Genomic DNA, 23674 nt, shown 5'->3' with positions numbered 1-23674 from the left:
AACCAAGGTCTGAACGTCCTGCTCAACAGCCTGTTATTGCCGCTTTTTCATGCAAAATAAGGACAATGGGAGGACCATTATACCTTGATTTTTTTCGACTTAAAGTAAAGTTTTATTGCTGAAGCGATTGCTGTTCATAACCCATTCCGGAGTGGTTTTCCTCCTCGGAAAAATCCTCAGCAAGCGCTTGTGCCAGGTCAAGGCTCTCTTCCGCGTCCTGCCCGGCACCCAGTTCGTCTTCCTGCAGGGATTGGCCGATGGCCTCTGGTTTAACCTCCAACTGGCTTACCAGTTGACAGGGTGCGCCATTCATGGCCAGTTCTTCCAGTTTATCCAGGCTGGGATCGGATTGCGGTGATGGGGAGGGATCAGAGGTATTGCCTTTCAGCGTGACCAGACCCAGAACAAGGGAACCGATGGCCAGCAGGGCGGCAACACCGACGAGAGCCCAACCGACCGGGCCTGCTAACGCAGCGGTTGCCAGGGCGCTGCCCAAACCGCCGGCGATGCCAAGTCCGGTCAAGGCGCCGCCGATCAAACCGGCCGCGGTGAATCCGACTAAGGGCCAGGCGATGGACGCAGCGGGTTTTTCAGGGGCAGGCTGAGTGGATGTCAGCGATTGCCCGCCTGGCATCGCCTTTCTTAAGGCATGGCAAAGGAGTGCTTTATCCATGGAATTATCCACATGATCAAACATCACCAGGGCTCTGGACCATTTTTTCTCTGCAATGTACAAGGTCAGCAGTTGCCGTCTTATTTCGACATGGTCGTGTTGGGCGCGAAGGTACTCAAGCCAGCGGATTTTCTCGTCATTGGCAGAAAGCGAAGCCTCAGCGAGTAAGATGTCCTTGGCTGGAACCTCTAAGTATTTGACCTTGGCTGGCAGTTGGGCTTGGTATTCTTTATTGTTATGAAAAAACAAACCTCGGATGTTAAATTCAGCCTCCACCCAGGTTTTACTGGAGACTAAAATGGCTTCAATGTCGTCTTTGAAGGGTTCAAGCGTCCTCTCGGCCGCCCTACAGAAAGCACGGGCCTCTTCTTCCCTGATTAAATCGCGGATGGCTAAGGCCGCTTCTCCCCAATCGCTTGGGGATTCTGCATTCACCTGATTCAGCCTTATCGAAATTCTTGACCGCAATGTGTCGGGAAAATGGTCAAGCCGTTTGTTGACATAAAAGCAATAGGCTTTGGCGTTTAAGGCGTCATTCAGTGAACTGACCTCGGTAAAAAGCGCCATGTCCAGAATAGCCGCATTCAACGGCATGCCCTTTTGCTCTTCCGGCGGCAGGGCCTGGATATAATCCCTGAGCTCGACAGCGGCCTCAAGCCAGGTTTTTCCTTGATCATGCCGGTAGGCTTTATGCAATGTTGCAATAATCTGCTGGCGATGCGCTTTGGATAAAGACGTAGCCTCCGGGTTGGACAGTAACTGGTGGATGAACAGGCAGTAGGATTCAGCAGTAAAATAAGGTTGGTCTCCTTCACTCACCGATTGACGTATTTTATTGCGAAAAAGCGACGTCATGTAAGGATTTTTGCCAACAAACGCCGTGGCCTGGCCCTGGTATTGCTGCCAGACGTTCAAGGGTAATGTGACGGTTTGTTCTTCCCCCCAGGTCATGATCTTCAGTTGCACTTCCTGGGTTGTTTTGTCGTATTGAATCTGATTAATGACAAAAAAATGGCCATCAAGTTTTTGTGCCAGAGCCCCGGGCTTGCCTGCTTCTTCAGCGCTGGTTTGCCCAAGAATAATCTGGGCCAGGGTGCCGGTCCCCAGAAAAGCCACGCTGCAACCATCAGCCATCAACAATTGCAATTGCGCAAACGAGTCCTCTGTGGATAAAGACAGGGTATGAACATTGGTGTAGCCTGAGGCTTTCATCCAGCGCTTCAATTCATTGGGCATGCTGACGCCGAAAATCTGCTTGATGAATTCAGGGCCTTCGCTGCGGTAAGTGTGTAAAATATTTTGTGAGGAGCGAATGCCGTTTAAAATGATGTGGTCAGCATCCTGGATACCGTCATGGCCGGTTTCTTCCGCCTTTTCAAAAATAGCGGTTTCCGTAATTTGAACCTTGAAGTCGCCGTGCTGTTTAAACAGGGTGCTGAAATCAAATTCACCGCGGGTGACCAATTGATCCACCATTTTGACATACACCAGCGGGTTCATTAAGGCGATGTTATGGACAAAGCTGTTGACGCCGCAGACCTGGTCATTGCTCTGATTAATGTAGCGGGGTGATAAAACCCGCAGCATCAACTGCACGGCGAGTTTATGGCGATCGAAATGAGCAAACTTAAGGCCCTCCTGTTCCCGAGCCAGAAAGTTATCCCCTTCATAGGATTTCTTTTCGCGGTGAATCCGCCTCAGCAAGGCGAAAGAAAAACCCTGAGTCGCTTTATCCTTGTCCTCAAAAAAAACATCATCGACCAGTTTGTCTCCCACCAGGTAGGCAATGGCTTCAAGTTTCTTGGCGATAACGAACAGTTGCGGATTCCGGGGGTGGTTCCATTGGGCGCTGGTTCGTTCAAGTTCTTTTTTATATTCGGTTAAAATTTTAACCGCCAACTGCTTAACCAATTCGGTCGCTGATTTCTGGCTGCCTTCTTCACGGATGGCGGAAATAAAGTTTAAAACCTGTAAATATTCCTCAAAATTTTGCGGTTTTCGGCCTTTGGGGGCATCCTCAGTGACCAAAACACGCTCATTTTTACCGCCTTTAAGAAATTGCTCTAAAATAAGGGTCATTTGGATTTATTAAAAAAACACATGGTTTAATTATAGAGCAATATATTGACTCAGAGATCCGCGGTTTCAGGGAAAAGTCGAGGTAAAATCTGTTGTCCTAAAATAGAGGCAAATTGATAACCGCTGGTTGGGTAATTGGCATCAAGCCAGACTAATTCATCGATTTCCTGTCCGGGTGAGGGGATGCCCTGAATGCTAACCCGATAAACACGCATTATCAGTAAGGCGTCTTCATAAATGGCTTTGGCTTGAAAATGACCAAACAGAGTGGCAGCGAGCAGTTCCACCTGTAATTCTTCCTGCAACTCGCGTCGCAAAGCCTGCTCATCAGTCTCTCCCGTCTCGATTTTCCCCCCCGGGACTATCAATTCCATGGGTGGTTTGCCGCGCTTATGAACAGCAAGGACGCGGTGATTGGCGTCGAGAATCAAGGCGCCGGCTTTTATTATCGTGGGTTGTAACACCTTAGTCATGGCAGACCTCCCGGGTGGCTGCGGCGAGTTGTTTTAACAGCGCCAGCGCAGGATTACTGATGGCTCTTGGGGTGCTAAAGACGGTATGGCATTGGTCACAGGCATGCTCCTGATGCGGTATGACGGCCAAAAGCGCCTGATCGAAATGCGGATGATTGCACCGAGGGCAATGATAACTTTTCAAATAGCCTTGTAAAGGGGGCAGGGCCTGCTGAATCTGCAGAACCCGGACCATCTCAATGTCCAGCAACTGACCCATCACCCACACGGTGCCATAAGTGTTGTCGACAATGCGCTTACCCCGTTTGTCGTAGGCATGCACATGGATGGCGCTTTCTTCCTGCCGTTTCGCTGTCCAGAGAATGGAGGGATTAGAACCCCAAATCTGGAAGCCGCCAGGATAACTATCGGCATCAAGAATGATTTGACGCGAGGGAATGACTACCGGCCGTTTGACCTGACCATCACCCAGGTAATGCTTAAATCGCAGAATGGGATTGACGGCGCAGCGTTGTTCGCTCTGGGTAAGCTCGCCACAGTAACGGCAGTAGTGATCGAAGGATGGAATCACCGCCGACATTCCCGTGTCCAGTAATTCCCGGCCGCAGTGGTTGCAATCGAGACTAAGCATTGGGAAATTAAATATTGAACTTAAGGTAAAATGGACCGCGCTTTCTTCCGTCAAGAGTAACCGCTTATCTTCCCAGCAGACCTCCACTTCGGCAAAGGATTGGTCGATTTGTTTTTTGCCGGGATCGGTGCGGCGGGCATGCAGGTGAACACCGCGGTCGAAGCCCTGATTGTAACTGTCAAAGACAGCCGGTAAGGCTCCCCAGGCGGCCACGCCTCCGGGATACTCATCAAGATTGATTGACAACGTGGGGGTTGAAGCGGCTTTGAACATAGAGATACCTTAAGAAATCCATTTAAAGTACCCCTCGCCCTAAGGAAGGATTGTCGTTACAACTCGGGAAGGATCGAGAATAGTTGTAATCACCAGCCTCTACGGGAAGCATGATGCTAGCGAAAACCAGGCGTTCTTGTCAATTTCTATGACAAAAAGATATGGCCGCAGGGACGTGGTTTCCCTGCAGCTTCAATCGAGTCAATGCTTATCGGTTGCGTTTGTTGTTGAAATGGTCAATGATTCTGTCAACATCGGGAACCATTCTCTCGAAGCCCTCTCTGACCTGAGTGCCGAAATTGGGTTGACGGTTACCGCCAGAGACTTGATTTAAGTCCTCTTTGGACAATGTTTTAGTTTTTTTCTTGGGCGTTTTGTGCTGTTTCATGACTTACCTCGTTTGCTAATACCTGGGTAAAGTATAGACCGTGTGGTGATATATTGTTCTGTCAGGGTGTGGGTTTTACAATGAGGGCCATGATAGGCCATTTCGCTATTCAGCAAAAATCAATGGTTACCAAAGCATCGCGAAAGTCCCAGAGTCGATTCAGGATCTTCTGCTAATTTTTTAATGCGCTCGTATTCGGATTGCAATTGTTCTTTTGAATACGCACCACGATAATCCACTCCTTTTGCTGTGGCCGTTTTGGGGCACATGATTTCCTCAATGATTCGTTTCAGCGTGGCTTGTTGCATCCAAAACACAGGGTATGGCGTAAAGAAAAGCTTGATGTAATGAGAGAACGAATGGATGGATGGCAGGGACGTCACGAATTTTAATGTGCCCCTGGAGCTGCTCGCTAAATAAAAATGCGGGGCGGGAATCTTAATCCCACAGCTTTGTTCAACCCATTGCTCAAATAAAAACTGAGAAGTCATTTCCAAACCCAGTTCCGATGCCTCAATTGCCTTGATCTGGCTTTTAAACCATAGATCTTTATTGTCATCCCGGTTTGCCATGATATCCCAGATGGCATAGAGAGGTTGAACGCTCAAATCAAAAATTACTTTGCGATGATCGGGGTGGTGCGGAATCGTGTTTTTAAATTGCAGGTAATGATGGGCCAGTGCGTGAACTTCCGAAGGCAGATAAGGATGAAGCCAGGATTCTATATTCAAAAAATAGGGGTCTATTTTGTTGTCAATGAAAAAATTGGCCATGTCGTCATTTAAAAAGCGGCGGTAACCTGCAAAAATTTTATCCTGGTATTCCTGCGATCGATTGGGTGCTTCAATCTTGGGGAAAATGATTCCCAGCAGGATGAAATACTTTCCGCCCAGGTTAAAAAACATCGTCATAAGCGCGTGCAGTTTTTCGATGCAGTAATTAAAGTAGTCGGCTAAATTGTCAATGTCGCCTGTGGTTGAAGACGATTGTGACTGTTCAAGAATATAACTGCTTCGTGTCGAGCCAGCTGTAAACATCCCGGTCAGGCCTTCAGGAAAGTGATGGTGTACTTTTTTTTGAAAATCCGTGTCATCCATAGGCAAATGTCCTTAATAATTGCGCTGCAGTATAAAGTCGGCAATGCCTCTGACTTTATCAGTCTGAACAGGCATGTGATCCAGGCAGGACAAGGCTTTGCAATAAAAGGCTTTTTCTGCTTTTTTAGCCTTGTTAATGCCTGTCAGCACCGGATAGATGGGCTTGTTCCGTTTCAAATCATTGCCCTGGCATTTTCCAAGAATCGCTGTACTGGACTCAATGCCGATGATGTCATCATGAATCTGAAAGGCGATTCCGATTAACAAACCAAACTGCTGCAGTAAATGAAGAAGATCCGAATCATCGGTGCTGGCTAAGGCGCCAAAAACGACAGCAGCGCTGATAAGGCAGCCTGTTTTCATGCGGTAAATGGTTTCAAGATCGTCAACGGTCACGTGAGTATCGACTGCCTGCAGGTCGAGTACTTCACCGCCCACCATGCCGCTTGAGCCGATGGCCTGAGTTAGAATATCGATCATTTTTAACCCGTTCTCAGGTTTTAACTGTTTGTAGTTAAATGCCAGATTAGCGAGAATGTTAAATGCCAGTGTGTGCAGGGCATCCCCAGCCAAAATGGCGACCGCCTCACCGTACACTTTGTGGCAGGTTGGTTTGCCGCGGCGCAAATCATCATTGTCCAGCGCGGGCAGATCATCATGGATGAGTGAAAAAGCGTGGATTATTTCAATGACGGCGGCCAATCCATCCAATAAGGCCTCTTCTCCGTGAAACAGTTCGCCGATGGAGTATACAAACGCCGCACGAATGCGCTTTCCCCCATTTAACACAGAATAGGCCATGGCTTCGTGCAACGCGGGCGGGTAGGATTGGATGCAGGGTAAGTAGCTTTGAATGGCGAGATTGGCTCTTTCCTGGCATTCCGTGATGTAGTTTTTGATCTCCAAGATCGTTGCTCCAGGATTAGATTATAAGAGTTATAGACAATAGCAAAAAATAAAGCAAATCGATTGAAAAATAACTATTTAGTGCGCGGACTTCCCCTCTCTCGTTCTGTTGGCTACCATTAAATAAAGACGCCTCTGGCGTTATTCCATTCATAAGGAACGTTAAATGCACCATTCGCTTCCCTTGATTACTACCGTGGCTCTGGGGTTTGCCCTGGCACTCATCATGGGATTTATTGCGGTGCGGTTTAAAATCTCGGCGATTGTGGGTTATTTGTTAGCCGGCATCATCATCGGACCCTTTACTCCGGGGTTATTCGCCGATGTGAAAATTGCTCAGGAGCTTGCTGAAATCGGCATCATGCTGCTGATGTTCGGTGTGGGTCTGCATTTTTCCCTGGAGGATTTAAAACGGGTCCGCAGCATAGCCATTCCCGGGGCGGTTGTGCAGATGATTGCGGCCACGCTGCTTGGCGGAGGGCTCGCTGTCTGGTGGGGCTGGGATTATAGCAGCGCTCTGATTTTCGGCCTGTCCCTTTCGGTGGCCAGCACCGTGGTTTTGCTGCGCGCCCTCGAAGAACGAGGTGCCCTTGATTCGATTAATGGTCACATTGCCGTGGGCTGGCTCTTGGTTGAAGATTTGGCCATGGTAGTTGTGTTGGTGCTTCTGCCCTCCCTCTCTCACGGTTTGGGGGATGATGCGGCGGTGCAACAGCAGCCTTTATGGGTTGTTCTGAGTCTGACGCTGCTTAAAGTGTTAAGTTTTATTATCCTGATGTTTGTGGTAGGACGGCGGCTGTTGCCCAAACTGCTCTGGCATGTGGCCCGGACTGGTTCACGGGAACTGTTTACCCTATGCGTCATTACCGCGGCAATCAGCATTGCCTACGGCGCGGCACAATTATTTGGCGTCTCCTTTGCACTCGGGGCCTTTTTCGCCGGCATGATTCTCCGGGAATCGTCCTACAGCCATCGAGCGGCCGAAGAATCACTGCCCTTGCGGGATGCTTTTGCCGTGTTGTTTTTTGTTTCTGTGGGTATGCTGTTTAATCCAATGGTGTTGTTTGAACAGCCGTTGCAGGTCTTGTCGGTGGTGGGGATCATTATTATCGGTAAATCCATCGCTGCGTTTTTTTTAGTTCTTGCCTTTCGTTATCCTCTGCACTCGGCCTTGATTGTTTCAGCGAGTCTCGCGCAAATTGGGGAGTTTTCCTTTATTCTGGCTGAATTGGGGATACGGTTTGGCATGCTTCCGGAAGAAGGACGGCATTTCATTCTCGCGGGTGCTTTAATCTCGATTGCGTTGAATCCGTTAATTTTCAGGCTGATTAATCCCGTCCACCACTGGGTTAAATCGCATCCCAAAATGCTTGCGCTGTTTGAGCGGGAAAATGATCCGCTGGCGGAACTGCCGCAGACGACCCAGGAAGCGTTCCTGGCCGGTCAAGTGGTGCTGGTCGGCTACGGACGTGTTGGCAAACGAATTGCCAATTTGTTGACCGAACATAACATTCCTTTTGTGGTCGTGGATGAAAACCGCGAGATCATCGCTCAACTTCGCGAAACGGGTATCGCGGCGGTTTACGGTGATGCCTCGGAGCCTTCGGTGCTTATCCAGGGCCATATTGCCCGAGCCAGCATGTTGATGATTGTGGTGTCCGATACCGTGCATGTGAGAAAAATGATTGCCTGCGCGCGCGCACTCAATCCGGATATCGAAATTGTGGTTCGCAGCCATGATGAAGAGGAAGCCTTGCTGCTACAGAATGAAGTGCTCGGAAAGGTGTTTTTTGCCGAAGGCGAGATTGCCGGCAGCATGGGACAGTATGCTTTAAATCGTTATGGGAAAGGGCCGCAGCAGCATACTTGATTTTAACCCTGGGGTATTGAATCATGCCAAAAATAAATGCAGTGATTTTTGATCGGGACGGTGTTTTAACCTACTTCCTGTTTAAGAAGGGCATCGACGCGGTGGCCAGGTACGTGCCTGGATTTACCCTGGAAGAAGGGATGAGGGTATGGGGGGCGCTCGGAAAATCACACGGGTTTCCCAAAAATCCAGAAGAAGAAATTCTTTTTTTTGACCAATTCTGGCAGGCTTTGGCACAGCATTATACGCTCGACCCGGAACGACAAACCGCGCTGCAACAACTCAATTACATGGAATTCATTGAGGTCTTTCCTGATACGCTGCCCGCCCTGGCGCTTTGTAAACAAAAAAACATGAAGGTCGGCGTCTTATCGAATTTTCCTTTGGCAAGCTTACAGGAGTCGCTGCAACGGTTTAAGCTGGATGCCTACATTGATGAGGCAATCAGTGCGTCCGTCATCGGTACCAGAAAACCTGAGCCTGAGGCTTATCTGGCTTTGTGCAGAAAATTATCCGTTGATCCCGGCGAATGTGTATTTTTTGATGATGAACAACCTTGTGTAAGCGGTGCAAGCGCCGTGGGGATGACTGCCTACCAGGTCGATCGTGAGCAGGAAAAACATGATCTGGATAACCGGATCATTGCCAATCTTGAGGCCCTTGAATTGATCATTAAATAGGATGGCCAGGATTCTTGGATTAAAAAAAGCGCATTTGCACTGCGGCAAGTCCTTTCAGGTTAATTTAACCGGGCTCGATAGGTTCAGGAGTCGTTCATTTGCTTTCTTTTCGTAAGTTTACTATAACCCTATTGTTTCTCTTCCTGTTAGCGAATACCGTCGAGGCCTGTACTGACAGTGCCCGACTTGGATTGACGATGAAGGGATTTTAATTCCGGGCATGCCGCGCGTGATCCTGCCCTTGAAAATCAAAAACGTCAACAAGCAGAACTTGCCCGCCTAAACGGGAAAATTCAAGGTAATTATTCATTTTGCCCATATAAATTAAATTGTTTACATATTGGTTAATTTATCCCATAATGCGCAAATTTTGACATCCTTGAGTTTTTATGAATAAACAAATGCTGCTTTTTGCTTTAATTTCAACAGGTTCCAATCTGGGGGCGGCAACCTATGTCCCTCTGCATCAAGCCTCGCTAAACCGTTTGAATCAATTAGCAGTGAGTAGTCCGTTTACTGCAACAACAGCGCATCAAGCCAGGGACAGTCAGTTGCGGCCTGTCAGTCAGACTAAACAGCATACAATGGCTATCACACGTTATCAGCAATTTTATAAAGGCATTCCTGTTATTGGCGCTCAGGTGACAATCAGTAAGACTGCTGGCCGGATACCGGAGCAGGTTAACGGGCACTTATTCGATAACATCGATCTCGACATCACGCCCTCATTGAGTTCCAGTCAGGCTATAAAACTGGCTGAAAAAGCCTATTTTGACGAGAAAACGCCGGTAAAAACCCACGAGCCGCGGAGTGAATTGCAAATTCGGGCGGATAAAAATCATGTGCTTAAACTGGTCTATCAGGTGTCGTTCAAAAGCCTGTCGCGACCTCAGGCAGGATGGCCTTTTTTTGTTATTGATGCGCAAACGGGAGAGATCATCAATCAATGGAATAACCTAAAGACCTATACAGACACTGGCCCTGGCGGCAATGAACTGACCCATGAATACTGGTATGGACAAGAGAGCTTACCCGCTTTGAATGTCACTCAAGAGGGTGAGAATTGCATTATGGAGGATGAAACGGCCAGATTGGTTGATCTTAAATCGGCATATGATTTGGAAGGCACTCTGCGCACACCCGTCACTTACCGTTGCAACGCGAATGAAGAAGATCCTGTCAATGGGTCCTATTCAATAGGAAACGATGCTTATTCTTTTGCCCATGTTATTTCGGATTTTTATCAGGATTGGTATGGAGTTCCTGTGTTGCAGGATGAAAAGGGGAAGGCACAGAAACTGATTATGCGAGTTCATTTCGGCAAAGGGTATAATAATGCGTTCTGGGATGGAGAAACCATGTCTTTTGGTGATGGCGATACCCTGTTTTACCCTTTAGTTTCTTTGGAAGTTGCCAGCCATGAAATATCCCATGGCTTTACCCAGCAGCATTCCGATCTGGAATACCATGATGAGTCGGGCGCGTTGAATGAAGCCTTCTCCGACATGGCCGGTCAAGCCGCGCGTGCCTATCTTCTTGAAAAAAATGCACCCTTTTATAACAAAATTAATCTGACCCCGGATGAAATCACCTGGGCAATTGGTGAAACCCTCATCAAACAGCCTGCTCCCGTTTCTGCCTTGCGCAATATGGATATGCCTTCTCAGGATGGTGAGTCCGCCGATTGTCTGGATAAAGCGATAGCTAGAAAGATGCATGCCGTTTGTACCATCAGTTATCCGGAATTATTGGCTTACATCGATTCACAAAATTTGCCCGAAATGGACCGACAAATGTACATTGTTCATACCGCCAGCGGTGTGTTTAACAGAGCCTTTTACCTGATGGCGAACAAAATCGGCATCAAGACCGCCTTTCGCGTCATGCTCGTCGCCAACAGCAAATACTGGACACCTACCACCGATTTTAACGAGGGTTCTTGCGGTGTGTTGTACGCTGCCCGGGATTTGAATGTCAATGCGGATGTGATTCAAGCCTCGTTCAGGAAGGTCGGTATTGATACCCAATTTTGCCGCCCTGCTAATTAATACGAAATGAGAGAATAGTATGAAAAAACAAATGATTGCATTGAGTTTAAGTTGCACCTTAATCACGGCAAACGCGGCGTCGATACCCTTTCTGCCAAAGACTATCAGCAAGCCGGCAAAGACCCATGTTCAAGGCACCAAAAGCAACATAGAAGAATATGCTGACTTTTCGGGTGAATGGGTGGGAACCTGTGAATCTACACCCGATGAGGAACTTGCATTAAGTATTACTCAGAGTCCTGATGCCTCTTCAATCCTGTTTGATAACCGGGCGCTTGAACTGGAAACGTTATTAACTAATTTTGCGTCTAAAAATTTCGAATTTGAAGGAACGATGATGCATTTTCGTTGGAATGAGACAGGTCAGCAGCTTCTGGGTACTGTCATTGAGTATTATAAAAAAGGTCACATGTCCATGGGTAACCAAATGATCAATGTCAGTAAGGTCAAAGTTTTTCTGGAAAATGAACAATTGATTAACCTTGTGGAGAGTACTCGGTTTGAAGATGGCAATATCATCGGCAACCTGACCGATCGCTGTGTCTACAAACGTCAACCCTCTTAATCACTCGATCCATTCAGGCTGGTCGGGCTTAAGCCCGACTCAGGTTATCCGGTTGATCGTGAGCAGGAGAACCATGATCTGGATAAAGGATCAATTGAGTTGACGCGGATTAAAAAATGCGTTGGGCAAAACCAGTTCTTCAAGGGGGTATATAAATTGCCCATACTCTTGGGTGAGGCCCAATAATTTATCTTTATTCGCCTCGTAATAGACTTTAAGCCGCAGCAAATCATCCTGGCTTATGTCACGATAATGCACCCCCTGGGGTGGATTAACATAAAGATAATCATATAAAATTCGTCTCAGAACGGTTGGCGTCATTAATAAAGGGGAAACGGCCGTGGCGTAAATCCGTTCAGAACTTAAATTACCCATTAGGGGAGGGATTCCTGTTCTACCGTAGAATCGGCCATTGCAAATGAGAATATTTAATTCACCCAAGGCTTTATCATCATAATACAGTTCGACCATGTCTTCCCAGGTTGGGGGGCGGTGATGAATTTGGCTAAAATCATAGGCTAATTTAAACAGATAATTATAGCTATTCTGGTAATTCAGGTCGTAGTAAAGGACATGGCGTTTATTTTTCAGGGTGGATTTTGAGAACTGTTTCATCTCCTGCGCTTTCGTTTCAGGCAGAAAGCTTAAATCACCGGGAAAATACACTTTAAATTCCATTTGCTGATAGAGCGCTAACAGGGCTTCATGACGATGCAAATTGACGATGCCATTGAGCAATGATTTATGGGCGGGTTTATCTCTGAACGGTTGTACTTTGGAATAAGCGGGAGCAAAAATACGGTACACCCCCAAATGAGCCATCGATTTAAACAAGTCGGCCATGTTGATTAAAATTAAATCCAGTAACTCGGCATGATTCAATTCCGCTTCGGGTGGCTTTTCAAATTGCTGGGTAAGGTACCACCGTCGGGTACCATTTAAAAGCACCGACAAATTCAATTGCCGAGGATAGACAAGCTCAAAAACCTCGGATTCGGACATTTCCAGAAATTCGTCTCGAGTGGGTTTTGTTATCATACATGCCACGGTTCAAAATGATATTTAGTTCAAGGTATAGCATAAAATTCCGAGCTTGGTAGAAGCTCGGAATAGTTTTACATTTCAATAATGACCTTGAGTGCGCCAGTCTTCGCTGCCTGTCCAAATACGTCGTAAGCCTTCATGACGTCTGAAAATTTAAATCGGTGGCTGATGAGTCGGGAGGGATCAATTTTCTGAGATTGAACTGCTTTTAACAGCATGGGCGTGGAAACCGTATCCACCAGGCGGGTGGTGATGGTGATATTATGCGACCACAGCGTTTCGAGATGCAAATCGGCCTTGACACCATGCACGCCGATATTCGCAATAATTCCGCCAGGGGCGACCAGCGCTTCGCAAAGCTCAAAGGTTTGAGGAATGCCCACCGCTTCAATCGCCGTGTCAACGCCGATCCCTTCCGTCAGTTCCATCACTTTTTCAATGATGTTATCGCTTTGACTGTTAAGGGTGTGGGTGGCGCCTAATTGTTTAGCCACGTCAAGACGATGCTCATCCATGTCGATTAAAATGATTTCGGCTGGGGAATAAAGTTTGGCGGTCAACAGTGTGGCAAGGCCAATGGGGCCAGCACCGACGATAGCGACTGTCTGTCCTGGCTGTATTTTGCCGTTGAGTACGCCGCACTCGAAGCCCGTTGGAAAAATATCGCTCAGCATCACAAGCGCTTCTTCTGCCAAATTGGCAGGGATTTTATAAAGACTGGTGTCTGCATGGGGTATGCGCACATATTCCGCCTGGGTGCCATCGATGGTATGACCCAGTACCCAGCCGCCGGTCAGGCAATGCGAATACATGCCTTTTCGACAATTACGGCATGTGCCACAGGAGGAAATGCAGGAGATAAGCACCGCATCCCCCTTGCACAAATGGGTCACCGCAGCGCCGATTTCGTCAACTATGCCCACGCCTTCATGACCAATAATGCGACCGGGCGTGCAGGTTGGTACATCGCCTTTCAGGATGTGGAGATCAGTACCACAAATGGTGGTTTTGGTGATTTTAACGATGGCATCGCCCGGATGGGTGATAGTCGGCTTTGGCCTCTCAACCACTTTTTTTTTCCCTGGGCCCTGGTAAACGAGTGCTTTCATTGCAGTCCTTGGTATTATTGTTTTGAAGAGTATAGTGATAAAAGCGGGATTAAACCAAAGCTCACGTCATTTTATCCTGTCAATCTGTCATCTGGGCTATCCATCGCTGATAATTATCCTGTAGAGCGTGCGCTAAGCTCGACTCACGTTATCGGGTGAAATAGTTAAGGCCAATGGCGTTACGAACCTCTTCCATGGTCTGTTGAGCCACTTGTCTTGCCGCGGCTGTACCTGTGATCAGCATGTCCATCACCTCGTTTTTATTAAAGCGGCTTCGTCTTTCGCGAATGGGCTCGAGCAGGGTTTGCAGGGTGGTGTTTAACAGGGTCTTAATCGTGGAGTCGCCTAACCCGCCTTTTTGATAATGGGCTTTAAGAGCGGCCACTTCCTCTGTATCCGGGTGAAACGCGTCGAGGTAGGCAAAAACCACATTGCCTTCCACCTGACCAGGATCACTGATTTTTAAATGATTCGGATCAGTAAACATTAAAAAAACCTTGCGCTTGATTTCCTCTGGCGAGTCGGAAAGAAAAATGGTGTTGCCTAAGGATTTGCTGGCTTTGGCCTGGCCGTCTATGCCGACTAAGCGTGAGGTTTTGCTTAAAACAGCGGTGGTTTCCTTGAGGCAATCCGTTTGGTAAATGCGATTGAATTTTCTGATAATTTCATTGGTTTGCTCAATCATGGGAACCTGATCATCGCCCACAGGCACGGCTTCAGCCTTGAAGGCGGCAATGTCTGCTGCCTGGCTGACGGGATAACAGAAAAAGCCGGCGGGTATGGATGAATCAAAGCCTTTTTGCTGAATTTCAGTTTTAACCGTGGGGTTTCTTTCCAGACGGCCCAGTGTGACCAGATTTAAAAAATACTGAGTGAGTTCGGCCAGCTCAGGGATTTGCGATTGAATGAAAAGGGTGCTCTTTTGCGGTTCAATACCCACTGCCAGGTAATCTAAAGCCACTTCATGAAGGTTTTCGATAATTTTGGCCGGGTTTTCGAAATTATCCGTCAAGGCCTGCACATCGGCTATCATAACGAACTGCTCATACGATTCCTGCAATTTAACCCGGTTGGCTAGCGAGCCGATGTAATGCCCAAGATGCAAGGGGCCGGTGGGGCGATCGCCGGTGAGGATGACTTTTTTCATGGAAGCTCAACGTTATAGAAAAACAGGCAGAGACTATAGCAAAAAACGACCAGCTGACTAAATTCTTTTTTTACCAAGGCCTAAACGGCGTGTGAGGAGAGATATCCAATCTCCCCTCATCAAATGAACCTCAGGAAGGATTGTAGTGGCGTGAGTTGCTGTTGTCCGGTGCATTTTTCCCCAGCTCATCGCCCAATTTTTGTTTTAAAGTCTGATTGTGGGTTAACCCGGCCTGGGTCAGTTGCTGGGGATGCGTTTTATGATGGAAATCATCCCGGGCGTTTGTATCCTCGTCTTCTTCTGTCGCTACGGTTCTGGTCCATATGTCCTGTTCCTCGGTGGTGTTTTCTTTTGCCATCGTGCTCGCAGGCTGACTATGCGAAGGCCCAGTGCCATAAACCGGGGTTTCATTGACAGGGCGGCCATTCACCAGATTAGCGACTGCAAGGGCAGCCATGTCCACCACATAAGTCGTATCGGCATGGGCAACAAGGTCAGGCTTTTTTTTAATTTGCATATTGCAATCCCGCACAATGTGGGGCTCTCCAGAATAGAGCACTTTTGTCACCGGGATAGTGGTTGTTGCAAAGCCCTTTAACAACTCATCAACCAGGGGCGAAACCACCGTTGTATTTGAATACCCAAGATTCACATCACCCGTGAATAAGACATCTTGAATACCGTCCTTACGATTGACAAAGGTATTGATGGCTGTGGTGAAGGGTAACGTGTCCATGTTGGCGCTTTGCAGTTTGGTCCATTCGCCATTCGGCTTAATGAACTGTAATGGCATCAGTTCACGCCGGCTATGGGAAGCGGAAATAACCAGAGTATTCCCCACCATCCCATAAGCCACTCCTAATGTTCCTTTCGGATCGGATTTGATAGTATTAGGCATTTTTAAGTTCCTTTTAAAAATGAAAAAAGAGTGTCGTAAACACAGACCGGCACGCGGATAAACAGAAAACCATCGAGCGATGGTTTAGCGCAGGCTGAATCGCTGCATTCAAAGTATATTTTATTTTTGAGTATTGGTCAAAAACTAATCAATCAAGGCCGTTTTTCCGGCAGACTCCTGCTTGCGTTTTGCTAATAATTCATCCATGAAGGAGTCCACTTTGGTGAAATGATCCTGCCATGCTGGCACACGGAAAGAAGCCAGCCGTTCAAGTTGGGCCTGACGTCGGGCGCTGTGTTCCGGCGTGTAGTCTTCTATGGCCTGCATCCATCCCAGGCCATCCAGTGGATCGAGGTAATCGGGTATATTGCCCGCGATGTCGCGAAAAACCGGCAAATCGCTCGCAATCACCGGTACCCCGAAACTGAAGGCTTCAACCAGCGGTAACCCGTAGCCTTCGGCAAAGGTTGGGAATAGCAAAGCCCTGGCGTAATGGAGATAATTGGCCAGTTCGGCATCGCTGGCCTGCGCCTCCAGAATAACGTCCTTTAAGGGCCCCTTCTTATCCAGCAACGCCAGGGTGGAGGGGCATGGGGCACTGCGTTTGCCGATAATGACAAGTTTGGGGGTATGGCGGCCATGCCGTTCAAGCAATCGCTGGAAGACACGCAGCAGTAATAAATGATTTTTACGCGGTCCGATGGTACTTAAGATGATGAAATAAGGGCTGGTAACGAGAGGCTCACCCGGTGACAGGGCATTCGCAAGACCCGGGGCTAAGGGAGCACTGACTACTGGTGGGCACAAAGCGCCTTCTTTCTGGACGTGACGGTGCAACTGGTGATATGTGGCATCGGAAATGGTCACTATCCCCTGCGCATGCTCCAGCATGCGAGACAGATGGTTTTTAAATTGCAGGGTACTTGCCGGTGTGCAGAATTCCGGGTTAAGCAGAGGGATTAAATCATGAAGCACCGCAAGCATGTTGAAATGATTCCGGGTGATGGTGGCCAGATAGCGCGGGTATTTAAACCCTTTGTAATCGAGTTTAATAACAAAATAATGGCATTTTGGATCAAGCCCTGAAGGGGAAAGCGCCCCGCGCACGAGGAGGCGAATTAATTTTAAAAACGATCCCAATTCCCAGGCCAGCAACAACCGGGCTACTTTTTCTGAATGGTGTCTGGATAAAATAATACTCCTGCCGCGAACTCTGAAGAGGATGTGCATGTCATCGAAGTAATGCTTTAAATAAGCCAGGGCAACGCGGGGCACGCCATGAGGCAATCGCCTTTTGCGCAAGAGATTGGATAAACTGGTAATATCAAGGATGATTCGTTTCACACCGCACCTTCCCCATCAGGAGGTGGGGAATCTAGCCGAAATTTCATTAAGGGTCAATGGCGTAAGGGGAGGTATTGGTTTACCCAGCGAACAATATCCTGCGCTCCCATCACCCCGGCACTCCGGGCAATTTCCTGGCCATGATTGAAAAGCATCAGGGTAGGAATGCTTTGGATTGAGTAGCGCGCAGCCAGAGCGGGTTGGGTCTCAGTATTGATTTTTACCAAACGCACGTTCGGTTCAAGGAGACCCGCGGCTGACTCGAAGTAGGGGGCCATCATTTTGCAGGGGCCGCACCATTGCGCCCAGAAATCAACCAACAGGGGAATATCGCTGCGTTTGAGATGACGCTCGAAGGCCATTTGATCCAGAGACGCCGGTTTTGCATCGAAAATCGGTTTATCGCATTTCCCACATTTGGGGTGTGCCGTCAGACGGTTTGTGGGTAAACGATTGATGGTCTGACAGTGGGGGCAGACAAGGTGCATGGAGTCAGTCATGGTTTTCTCAGCAGAACGTGTTCTGACTAACTTACTTGAAGTGCTGGCGGTATACAAGGCATGAACCGGCGGAGCGGCCCTTTGAGATTGGATGGCTATTTAGTCAAGTCAATGGAAAGGGCGACATGGTGCTGCCCCTGAAAATAAGACGTGTTGAGGGCCTATCGGTGGATGGGTATTAAAAATTGACAACACAATTGGTTTTAACTTACCATTACCCGTTATTAATTTTATTACCTGAATCCGGTTTAACGCAGTCATGAAAATTACATCTTAAGTAAGCCCTCGCCAGGGCAAAAAAACAAACAAAGTCGTTTCGGCTTTGGTTTTTTTTTAATTGTCCTAATCGACACACTTAAGAGTAAATCATGAACCATAACTCTGCTTCATCTCCAAACCCTGTCATACCCCGTCAGTTGGCCTCATTCATAGGGCACTTCTTAAAACCGTATCGCCCGATCGTGGCTTTGTTTGTCCTGCTTGCTTTATTGGCTGGATTCTGGGGGCCATTCAACAGCCTGTTGGTCAAGTCATTTATCAACACGCTGGCTGCCACGAACACCATTGATCGCCCTACGTTGTATTGGGTAGCGGCTTTGCTGGTGGTGAATTTCATTGTTTTTGATAATGTCACCTGGCGAACCATCGGGTTTTTAAATTACAAGTATCAGGCGCGTATTAAAAACGAACTCATCAGCCAGACCTATGCCTATGTGCTTGGCGCCAGCACCCAGTTTTTTCAGGATAATCTGTCGGGACGTATTGCCGATCAGATCACCACCCTTGCGGATAATATTGAAATCATTCTCCATCGGGTGTCGGTGGATTTTCTTCGCGGCGCCTCCCTGCTGGTTATTTCCTTTATTACTGCTTACGCAGTGAATGTCCTGTTTTTTTATATTTTGTTACTGTGGTTCATCGCCTTTGCCGTCGTCAGTATCAGTCTCTCCGCCCGGTTGGTTCATTTATCGGATGATCAGGCCAGTGCGGAATCACAGCTTTCCGGTCAATTGGTGGATGGGTTGGCTAACCAATTCAACATCCGTCTTTTTTCACAAACGCCCTACGAAATAAAACGCATGGACGCGTTTTTTACCCGGGTCCTGCAGGCATTCCAGAGAAAAGAATTGTTTATTGTCCTGCTTTGTTGTACGCAAGGGGGAATGATTGCTGTGATGATGGGGCTGGCAGCCGTTACTTTAATTCATTTGTATGGCCAGGGTTTGGTCAGTATTGGTGATTTTGCTTTGATTCTCGGCATTTCCATGGAGTTAGGGCACATGATGTGGTACACCATGTACCAGGTGGATGAGTTTAATCAGGCTTTGGGTAAAGCCAGGCAAAGCCTGAATGCGTTAGCCATTCCTCATGACATCAGGGATACAAACCCGGCATCACCTTTGATTGTCACGCAAGGGCGAATTGAATTCGCCAACGTTAAATTTCATTATCGCGGCGGGTATTCTCTTTTTCAAAATAAGTCAGTAACCATTGAAGCAGGCCAAAAAGTGGGTTTGGTCGGGTATTCCGGGAGTGGCAAATCGACTTTTGTGAACCTGATTTTGAGACTCTACGACATCGTCGATGGCCGTATTTTAATCGATGGTCAGGACATTGCTCAGGTCAGCCAAGACAGTTTGCGCCAGGCCATTGCCATGATCCCGCAGGATCCCAGCCTTTTTCATCGCAGCTTAATGGATAACATCCGTTATGGACGCCTGGAAGCTCACAGGGATGACGTGATTTCCGCCTCTAAAAAAGCCCACGCACACGAATTCATTCAGCTGTTACCAGAGCGCTATGACGCCCTGGTTGGAGAGCGTGGCGTTAAGCTTTCCGGTGGACAGCGGCAGCGCATTGCCATTGCCCGGGCGATTTTAAAAAATGCGCCCATTTTAATCCTGGATGAAGCCACCTCGCAGTTGGACTCCATTACCGAATCCACGATTCAGCAGAGCCTTTGGGAGTTAATGCAGGGAAAAACCACCCTGGTGATTGCGCACCGCTTATCCACGCTGCTGCACATGGATCGTATTTTAGTCTTTGATAAGGGGCATGTAGTCGAAGACGGCACGCATGCCGAATTACTGCGTCGCGGCGGCCTGTATAAAACCCTGTGGGATGCGCAGGTGGGCGGCTTTCTGCCGGAACAAAACGAAGAAAAGGGGAATCAATAATGCCAGTACAATCCGATTATCAAGTCGTTAAAGTCGTTCCTTATGATGCGAATTGGCCTCAGCAATTTTTACTTGAAGCTGAGCAGATTAAAAAGGCTTTGGGTGAAAATTGCCTTGAGGTGCATCATATCGGCTCCACCTCGGTGCCTGGTTTAGCCGCCAAACCCGTGATTGATATGATTCCCGTCGTGGCGGATATTCGCGAGGTCGATGGTGCGAATGCGAGGATGCAGGCGCTGGGTTATGAGGCCAATGGCGAATACGGCATTCCTTTTCGCCGTTATTTCCACAAAGGGGGCAGTCAACGCACGCACCATATCCATGCCTTTGAATCAGGGCATGTGGACATTGAACACCATTTAAAATTCAGGGATTGGCTGAGGTCCCATGCTGAAGACAGAGACGCTTATGCCCGATTAAAACAAGACCTGGCGCGCCAGTACCCCGATGACATCATGGCGTATTGTCTGGGTAAAGAGCGCTTTATTGCCGCCATTGATGAAAAAGCCGGTTTTAATGGGTTAAGAATGGTCAAAGCCCTGACGCCGCGAGAATGGCAGGCTGTGCGTCATTTCAGGCAATTTTATTTTTTCGGCAAAGCCGGTCTTGTTGATCCCTATACCTGGACTTTTGACCATCCAGGGCATGTGCATTTTGTGCTGCTTGAAGGAAGTGACATCATTGGCTATGCCCATTTGCAGTTATGGCCAGAAGCGCGTGCGGCCCTGCGGATTATTGTTATCGATGAGGCAAAACGAAATCGCCAGTGTGGAAGTCAATTATTGGCTTTATGCGAAAAATGGCTTAAACATCAGGGGTATCAGAGTCTACATCTCGAATCGTCACCGCAGGCGCACAGGTTTTATCTAAAACACGGCTATACCGATAGGCCGTTTGATGATCCTGAGGGTTATGAAGGAGATCCCAGAGACATTGCCCTGGCGAAATCGTTGGTTTGAGTTTAATCCGTGCTGCACCAATGGATTAAACGTTTTGATTTTCAGTCGGGAGATGTTGGCTGCGTTTCATGCAGGGGCAGCCTGTTGTCATGGATTAATTTTAAAGCAGCATCCACCACATCGGCATCGTATTGCAGCCCCCTGCCGCGTTGAATTTCCGCTGCCGCGGCTTCAATACCTAAAGCCGGTCTGTAGGGCCGGTGAGAGGACATGGCTTCAAGGACATCGGCAACGGAAATCACTCGCGTTTCCGGCAGGATGTCATCCCCCTTTAGACCGCGGGGATAACCGCTGCCATCCAATCGCTCGTGATGTTGTAAAATAACCTCAGCCACGGGGGCATCGAGGTGAACATCCTTCAGGATGTCATATCCTGATTTAGAATGGCTTTTTATTAACTCCATCTCAATGAGGGTTAATTTGCTGGGCTTCACCAGAATTTCAGCCGGTATGGCAATCTTGCCGATATCATGGACTAATCCCATTAATTCCAGGGAAGAGCAACGCGCTGGCGGCCAACCCAATTCCTGGCCAATGGCTTTGGCAATTAATCCCACGCGATACTCGTGACCGGCGGTGTAGGGGTCGCGGAATTCAACCATATTGGATACCGCCCTGAATGTCCCTTTGATGGCCCTCTCTAACTGAGCGACATAGTCCTCTATTTTCTTACGCGCGAGTTGGATTTCTGAAATATCCTGAACCAGTGATAGATATTGAAAATTACCCAGCCAGGAGATAGTAGTCACATCAACCCGGAGTGTGACGGTAACGCCATCTTGTCTCAGGTAAGGCAAGGTATAGGTGAGATTGGTCTGTCCCTGATCAAGTAATGCCCAATGTTTGAGAATTAACGCTCTTGCGGGTTGATCTTTAACCAAATCCGGGAGGCCGGTGTTTAACAGCGACTCTTTACTTTGGCCTACTATTTCACAAAATCGGGGGTTGACATAAAGAAACTTTTCTTTATTCCGCACATACACACCAATGCCTGCTTTTTCAATAAAGGCTTGAAAGTTCTTTTCACTGGCGCGTGACATGGAGATTTGTTGGATATAGAGTACCCGTTCCACGGTGTTTGCGATTATGGTTGCGACAGAATCAAGCAATGCCGCTTCTTCGGGTAAAAACAGGGCGTCGGGTGAAGGAGAGGGGAGGTGGTGATAACCCACTTCGATACGCACGCTGGATTTTGAGTCGATTTGAAATGCTTTAATGAGGGGTTCTGAGACGAACACCTTGTCCTGATTGGAGCTGAATCTACCCCAGATTGACTCGATGTTGGCAACCATCAGTTCCGGAAACTGAAAGGCTAAAGGCAACTGCCGTGCGGTTTCGGCAAAAAATTCCTCAATATTAAGCGCCTGACGCCCGCTGTACTCTGAGATGCGGTAGAGGCATTGGAGTTCTTTAATACGCTCCCCAAGCGCCTGCGTTAGGTGACTTTGTTTCAGTTCCAGCTGTTTACGCGGCGTAATGTCTCGTATCACCTGTACCCAGGCATCCGGAAAAAACTCGGAATGAATGGGCGATAAACTGCATTCCACCCAAAAGCCCTCACTCGTCTCAATTGCCGTAGCAAAGGGGTTTTGAGTATGGGGTAATTGTGAGCAGACCGGGCAGTGGGCTTGTGGTATTCCTTTGTGATGAAACAGGGCATGGGATGCCTTGCCGACTAATGTTTCAGCGGGCATTGCTTTCATTAAACCGGCCGCGTGATTCGCCTGACAAATATTGCCATCCGGCTGAACAATCAAGGTGGCATCGGGAATATGATCATAGGTATTGGCCGCCTGGGCCAGCAAGCTGAACGGGTTGGTTAGTGTTTGAATGACTAAAGCGACATAGATAAACCAATAGGTAAAAATCCTTGAGGTATGACCGATGCTGTTTTCGATACCAAACAAACTTGTGTATTGAGAAAGCGCGATCTCGGTGATGATCATCGTCACGATACTCATGGACAGATAAAACAGAGTGGTTTTTGTCAACAAATTCCTGTTTTTCCAAAGTAACCGCCAGCCGACACACAACACCAGAATAATGACCCATTCACTGTAAGTTTTAAACGGTGTTACCCCATAGCCATCAATGAAAGTCTGAGGAAAATACCCTGAAAAAACAGCACTAAAAACCAAGGATATCAAAATAAAAAGGGTTAAATTAAAGATCCAGACACGAATGAGGTGACGAAAAAAATAAGTAGCAGCTACAAATGACAAGGCCTGTATAAAACGAGCCGAAATCCAAAGTTGTGTGCTCTCATTTCCCCCTGTAGAGGGTATAAGCGACATGCCCTGATAAACTAAAAGGTGCGCTATATCAAGACAGGCGCACCAACCGCCTGTCAGTGAAATAACCACCACAAATTGATTTTTGGTAAAGCGCGTCGAGGTGACTGCTACCGTCATTGCAATAAGACTGATGATAATCGCAATGAGTTCGGCTAAGGTATGGAATGCAAGGAAGCCTGCATAATGCCCAACAATAATGCATGCCAGTGATAAAAAGGCAGGAGGTAAAAAGGCTTTTAATGCAAGAGCCCACCCTGCGGTATTACCAAAGTAGGCTACCTTGCCTAAATCATCCATGAGTTCTCCATCATTCAGGGTAATAATCAGGCTAACCTAACGCTTACCGTGCCAGTGACAGGCAGGCCCTTTTGTTTTTATCATGCCTTTATTAAATCATAGTGTCTGAATGGGATTACGCAAATCACGGATGCGCGTCAACCCTGGCGTTAACTAACGACGGGCTCGGGTGAATAACAGGCTTCCAATACCTCTTGACGTGGTTCTCCCGCTGGCGCAAAG

The 23674-nt window shown here is 47.9% G+C and carries 19 protein-coding genes; 6 read left to right on the top strand and 13 right to left on the bottom strand.

Going from position 1 to position 23674, the window contains the following annotated elements; genetic code table 11:
* Positions 1-112 precede the first annotated feature (112 nt).
* From DYE45_RS12255 to DYE45_RS12230, 6 genes are all read right to left on the bottom strand, one after another.
* On the bottom strand, positions 113-2752 hold the full coding sequence (locus DYE45_RS12255; protein WP_115300965.1) for a phage holin family protein: 2640 nt from the start codon (positions 2750-2752) through the stop codon (positions 113-115).
* 50 nt (positions 2753-2802) lie between these two features.
* Entirely contained in the window at positions 2803-3225 is a 423-nt protein-coding gene (locus DYE45_RS12250; RefSeq protein WP_108294213.1) for an NUDIX hydrolase, read from the bottom strand.
* Positions 3218-4129 (bottom strand): hypothetical protein, encoded by a 912-nt coding sequence (locus DYE45_RS12245; RefSeq protein WP_108294211.1) that lies wholly within the window; start codon positions 4127-4129, stop codon positions 3218-3220. Before DYE45_RS12245 ends, DYE45_RS12250 begins: the two co-directional genes overlap by 8 nt.
* Before the next feature lie 208 nt (positions 4130-4337).
* Positions 4338-4517 carry a bacteriocin gene (locus DYE45_RS12240; protein WP_108294209.1) on the bottom strand — a complete coding sequence of 60 codons (180 nt, stop codon included), beginning with the start codon at positions 4515-4517 and terminating at the stop codon, positions 4338-4340.
* A 119-nt stretch (positions 4518-4636) separates the two neighbouring features.
* Entirely contained in the window at positions 4637-5614 is a 978-nt protein-coding gene (locus DYE45_RS12235) for a hypothetical protein (protein ID WP_108294207.1), read from the bottom strand.
* Positions 5615-5626: 12 nt separating this feature from the next.
* The gene (locus tag DYE45_RS12230) at positions 5627-6520 is read right to left on the bottom strand and encodes a polyprenyl synthetase family protein (RefSeq protein ID WP_108294205.1); all 894 of its coding nucleotides are present in this window, start codon (positions 6518-6520) and stop codon (positions 5627-5629) included.
* A 166-nt stretch (positions 6521-6686) separates the two neighbouring features.
* Here DYE45_RS12230 and DYE45_RS12225 point away from each other — a divergent pair, with 166 nt between their 5' ends.
* From DYE45_RS12225 to DYE45_RS12210, 4 genes are all read left to right on the top strand, one after another.
* Positions 6687-8390, top strand: a complete 1704-nt coding sequence (locus tag DYE45_RS12225) for a cation:proton antiporter domain-containing protein (protein ID WP_108294203.1) — start codon at positions 6687-6689, stop codon at positions 8388-8390.
* A 23-nt stretch (positions 8391-8413) separates the two neighbouring features.
* Entirely contained in the window at positions 8414-9070 is a 657-nt protein-coding gene (locus DYE45_RS12220) for an HAD family hydrolase (RefSeq protein WP_108294201.1), read from the top strand.
* 389 nt (positions 9071-9459) lie between these two features.
* The gene (locus DYE45_RS12215; RefSeq protein WP_108294199.1) at positions 9460-11118 is read left to right on the top strand and encodes a M4 family metallopeptidase; all 1659 of its coding nucleotides are present in this window, start codon (positions 9460-9462) and stop codon (positions 11116-11118) included.
* Positions 11119-11137: 19 nt separating this feature from the next.
* Positions 11138-11683: a hypothetical protein gene (locus DYE45_RS12210; protein ID WP_108294197.1), complete on the top strand. Its 546-nt coding sequence runs from the start codon at positions 11138-11140 to the stop codon at positions 11681-11683.
* Positions 11684-11773: 90 nt separating this feature from the next.
* On the opposite strand, the gene DYE45_RS12205 is transcribed toward DYE45_RS12210, so the two are convergent.
* The 6 genes from DYE45_RS12205 to trxC form a co-directional block, all read right to left on the bottom strand.
* Entirely contained in the window at positions 11774-12685 is a 912-nt protein-coding gene (locus tag DYE45_RS12205; RefSeq protein ID WP_108294195.1) for a hypothetical protein, read from the bottom strand.
* A gap of 113 nt (positions 12686-12798) precedes the next feature.
* On the bottom strand, positions 12799-13836 hold the full coding sequence (locus tag DYE45_RS12200) for a zinc-dependent alcohol dehydrogenase family protein (RefSeq protein ID WP_115300964.1): 1038 nt from the start codon (positions 13834-13836) through the stop codon (positions 12799-12801).
* Between the two features lie 148 nt (positions 13837-13984).
* A complete protein-coding gene (gene trpS / locus DYE45_RS12195) occupies positions 13985-14983 on the bottom strand; it encodes a tryptophan--tRNA ligase (RefSeq protein WP_108294191.1) in 999 nt (332 codons plus the stop codon).
* Between the two features lie 130 nt (positions 14984-15113).
* Positions 15114-15881 (bottom strand): hypothetical protein, encoded by a 768-nt coding sequence (locus DYE45_RS12190; RefSeq protein WP_115300963.1) that lies wholly within the window; start codon positions 15879-15881, stop codon positions 15114-15116.
* A gap of 144 nt (positions 15882-16025) precedes the next feature.
* Positions 16026-17225, bottom strand: a complete 1200-nt coding sequence (locus DYE45_RS12185) for a glycosyltransferase family 4 protein (protein ID WP_108294187.1) — start codon at positions 17223-17225, stop codon at positions 16026-16028.
* A 53-nt stretch (positions 17226-17278) separates the two neighbouring features.
* Positions 17279-17725, bottom strand: a complete 447-nt coding sequence (gene trxC / locus DYE45_RS12180; protein WP_115300962.1) for a thioredoxin TrxC — start codon at positions 17723-17725, stop codon at positions 17279-17281.
* Positions 17726-18093: 368 nt separating this feature from the next.
* Here trxC and DYE45_RS12175 point away from each other — a divergent pair, with 368 nt between their 5' ends.
* Complete coding sequence (locus DYE45_RS12175; RefSeq protein ID WP_108294183.1) at positions 18094-19902, top strand: ABC transporter ATP-binding protein; 1809 nt, start codon at positions 18094-18096, stop codon at positions 19900-19902.
* Positions 19902-20861: a bifunctional GrpB family protein/GNAT family N-acetyltransferase gene (locus tag DYE45_RS12170; RefSeq protein WP_108294181.1), complete on the top strand. Its 960-nt coding sequence runs from the start codon at positions 19902-19904 to the stop codon at positions 20859-20861. The genes DYE45_RS12175 and DYE45_RS12170 overlap by 1 nt, the downstream gene beginning before the upstream one ends.
* Positions 20862-20902: 41 nt before the next feature.
* On the opposite strand, the gene DYE45_RS12165 is transcribed toward DYE45_RS12170, so the two are convergent.
* Entirely contained in the window at positions 20903-23452 is a 2550-nt protein-coding gene (locus DYE45_RS12165) for an MASE3 domain-containing protein (protein ID WP_108294179.1), read from the bottom strand.
* Positions 23453-23674: the final 222 nt, after the last annotated feature.

Origin of the sequence: Legionella taurinensis (assembly GCF_900452865.1) — a bacterium.
GTDB lineage: Bacteria > Pseudomonadota > Gammaproteobacteria > Legionellales > Legionellaceae > Legionella_C > Legionella_C taurinensis.
Note: the sequence above shows the minus strand (reverse complement) of the source record. Positions and strands in the feature narration are given on the sequence as shown.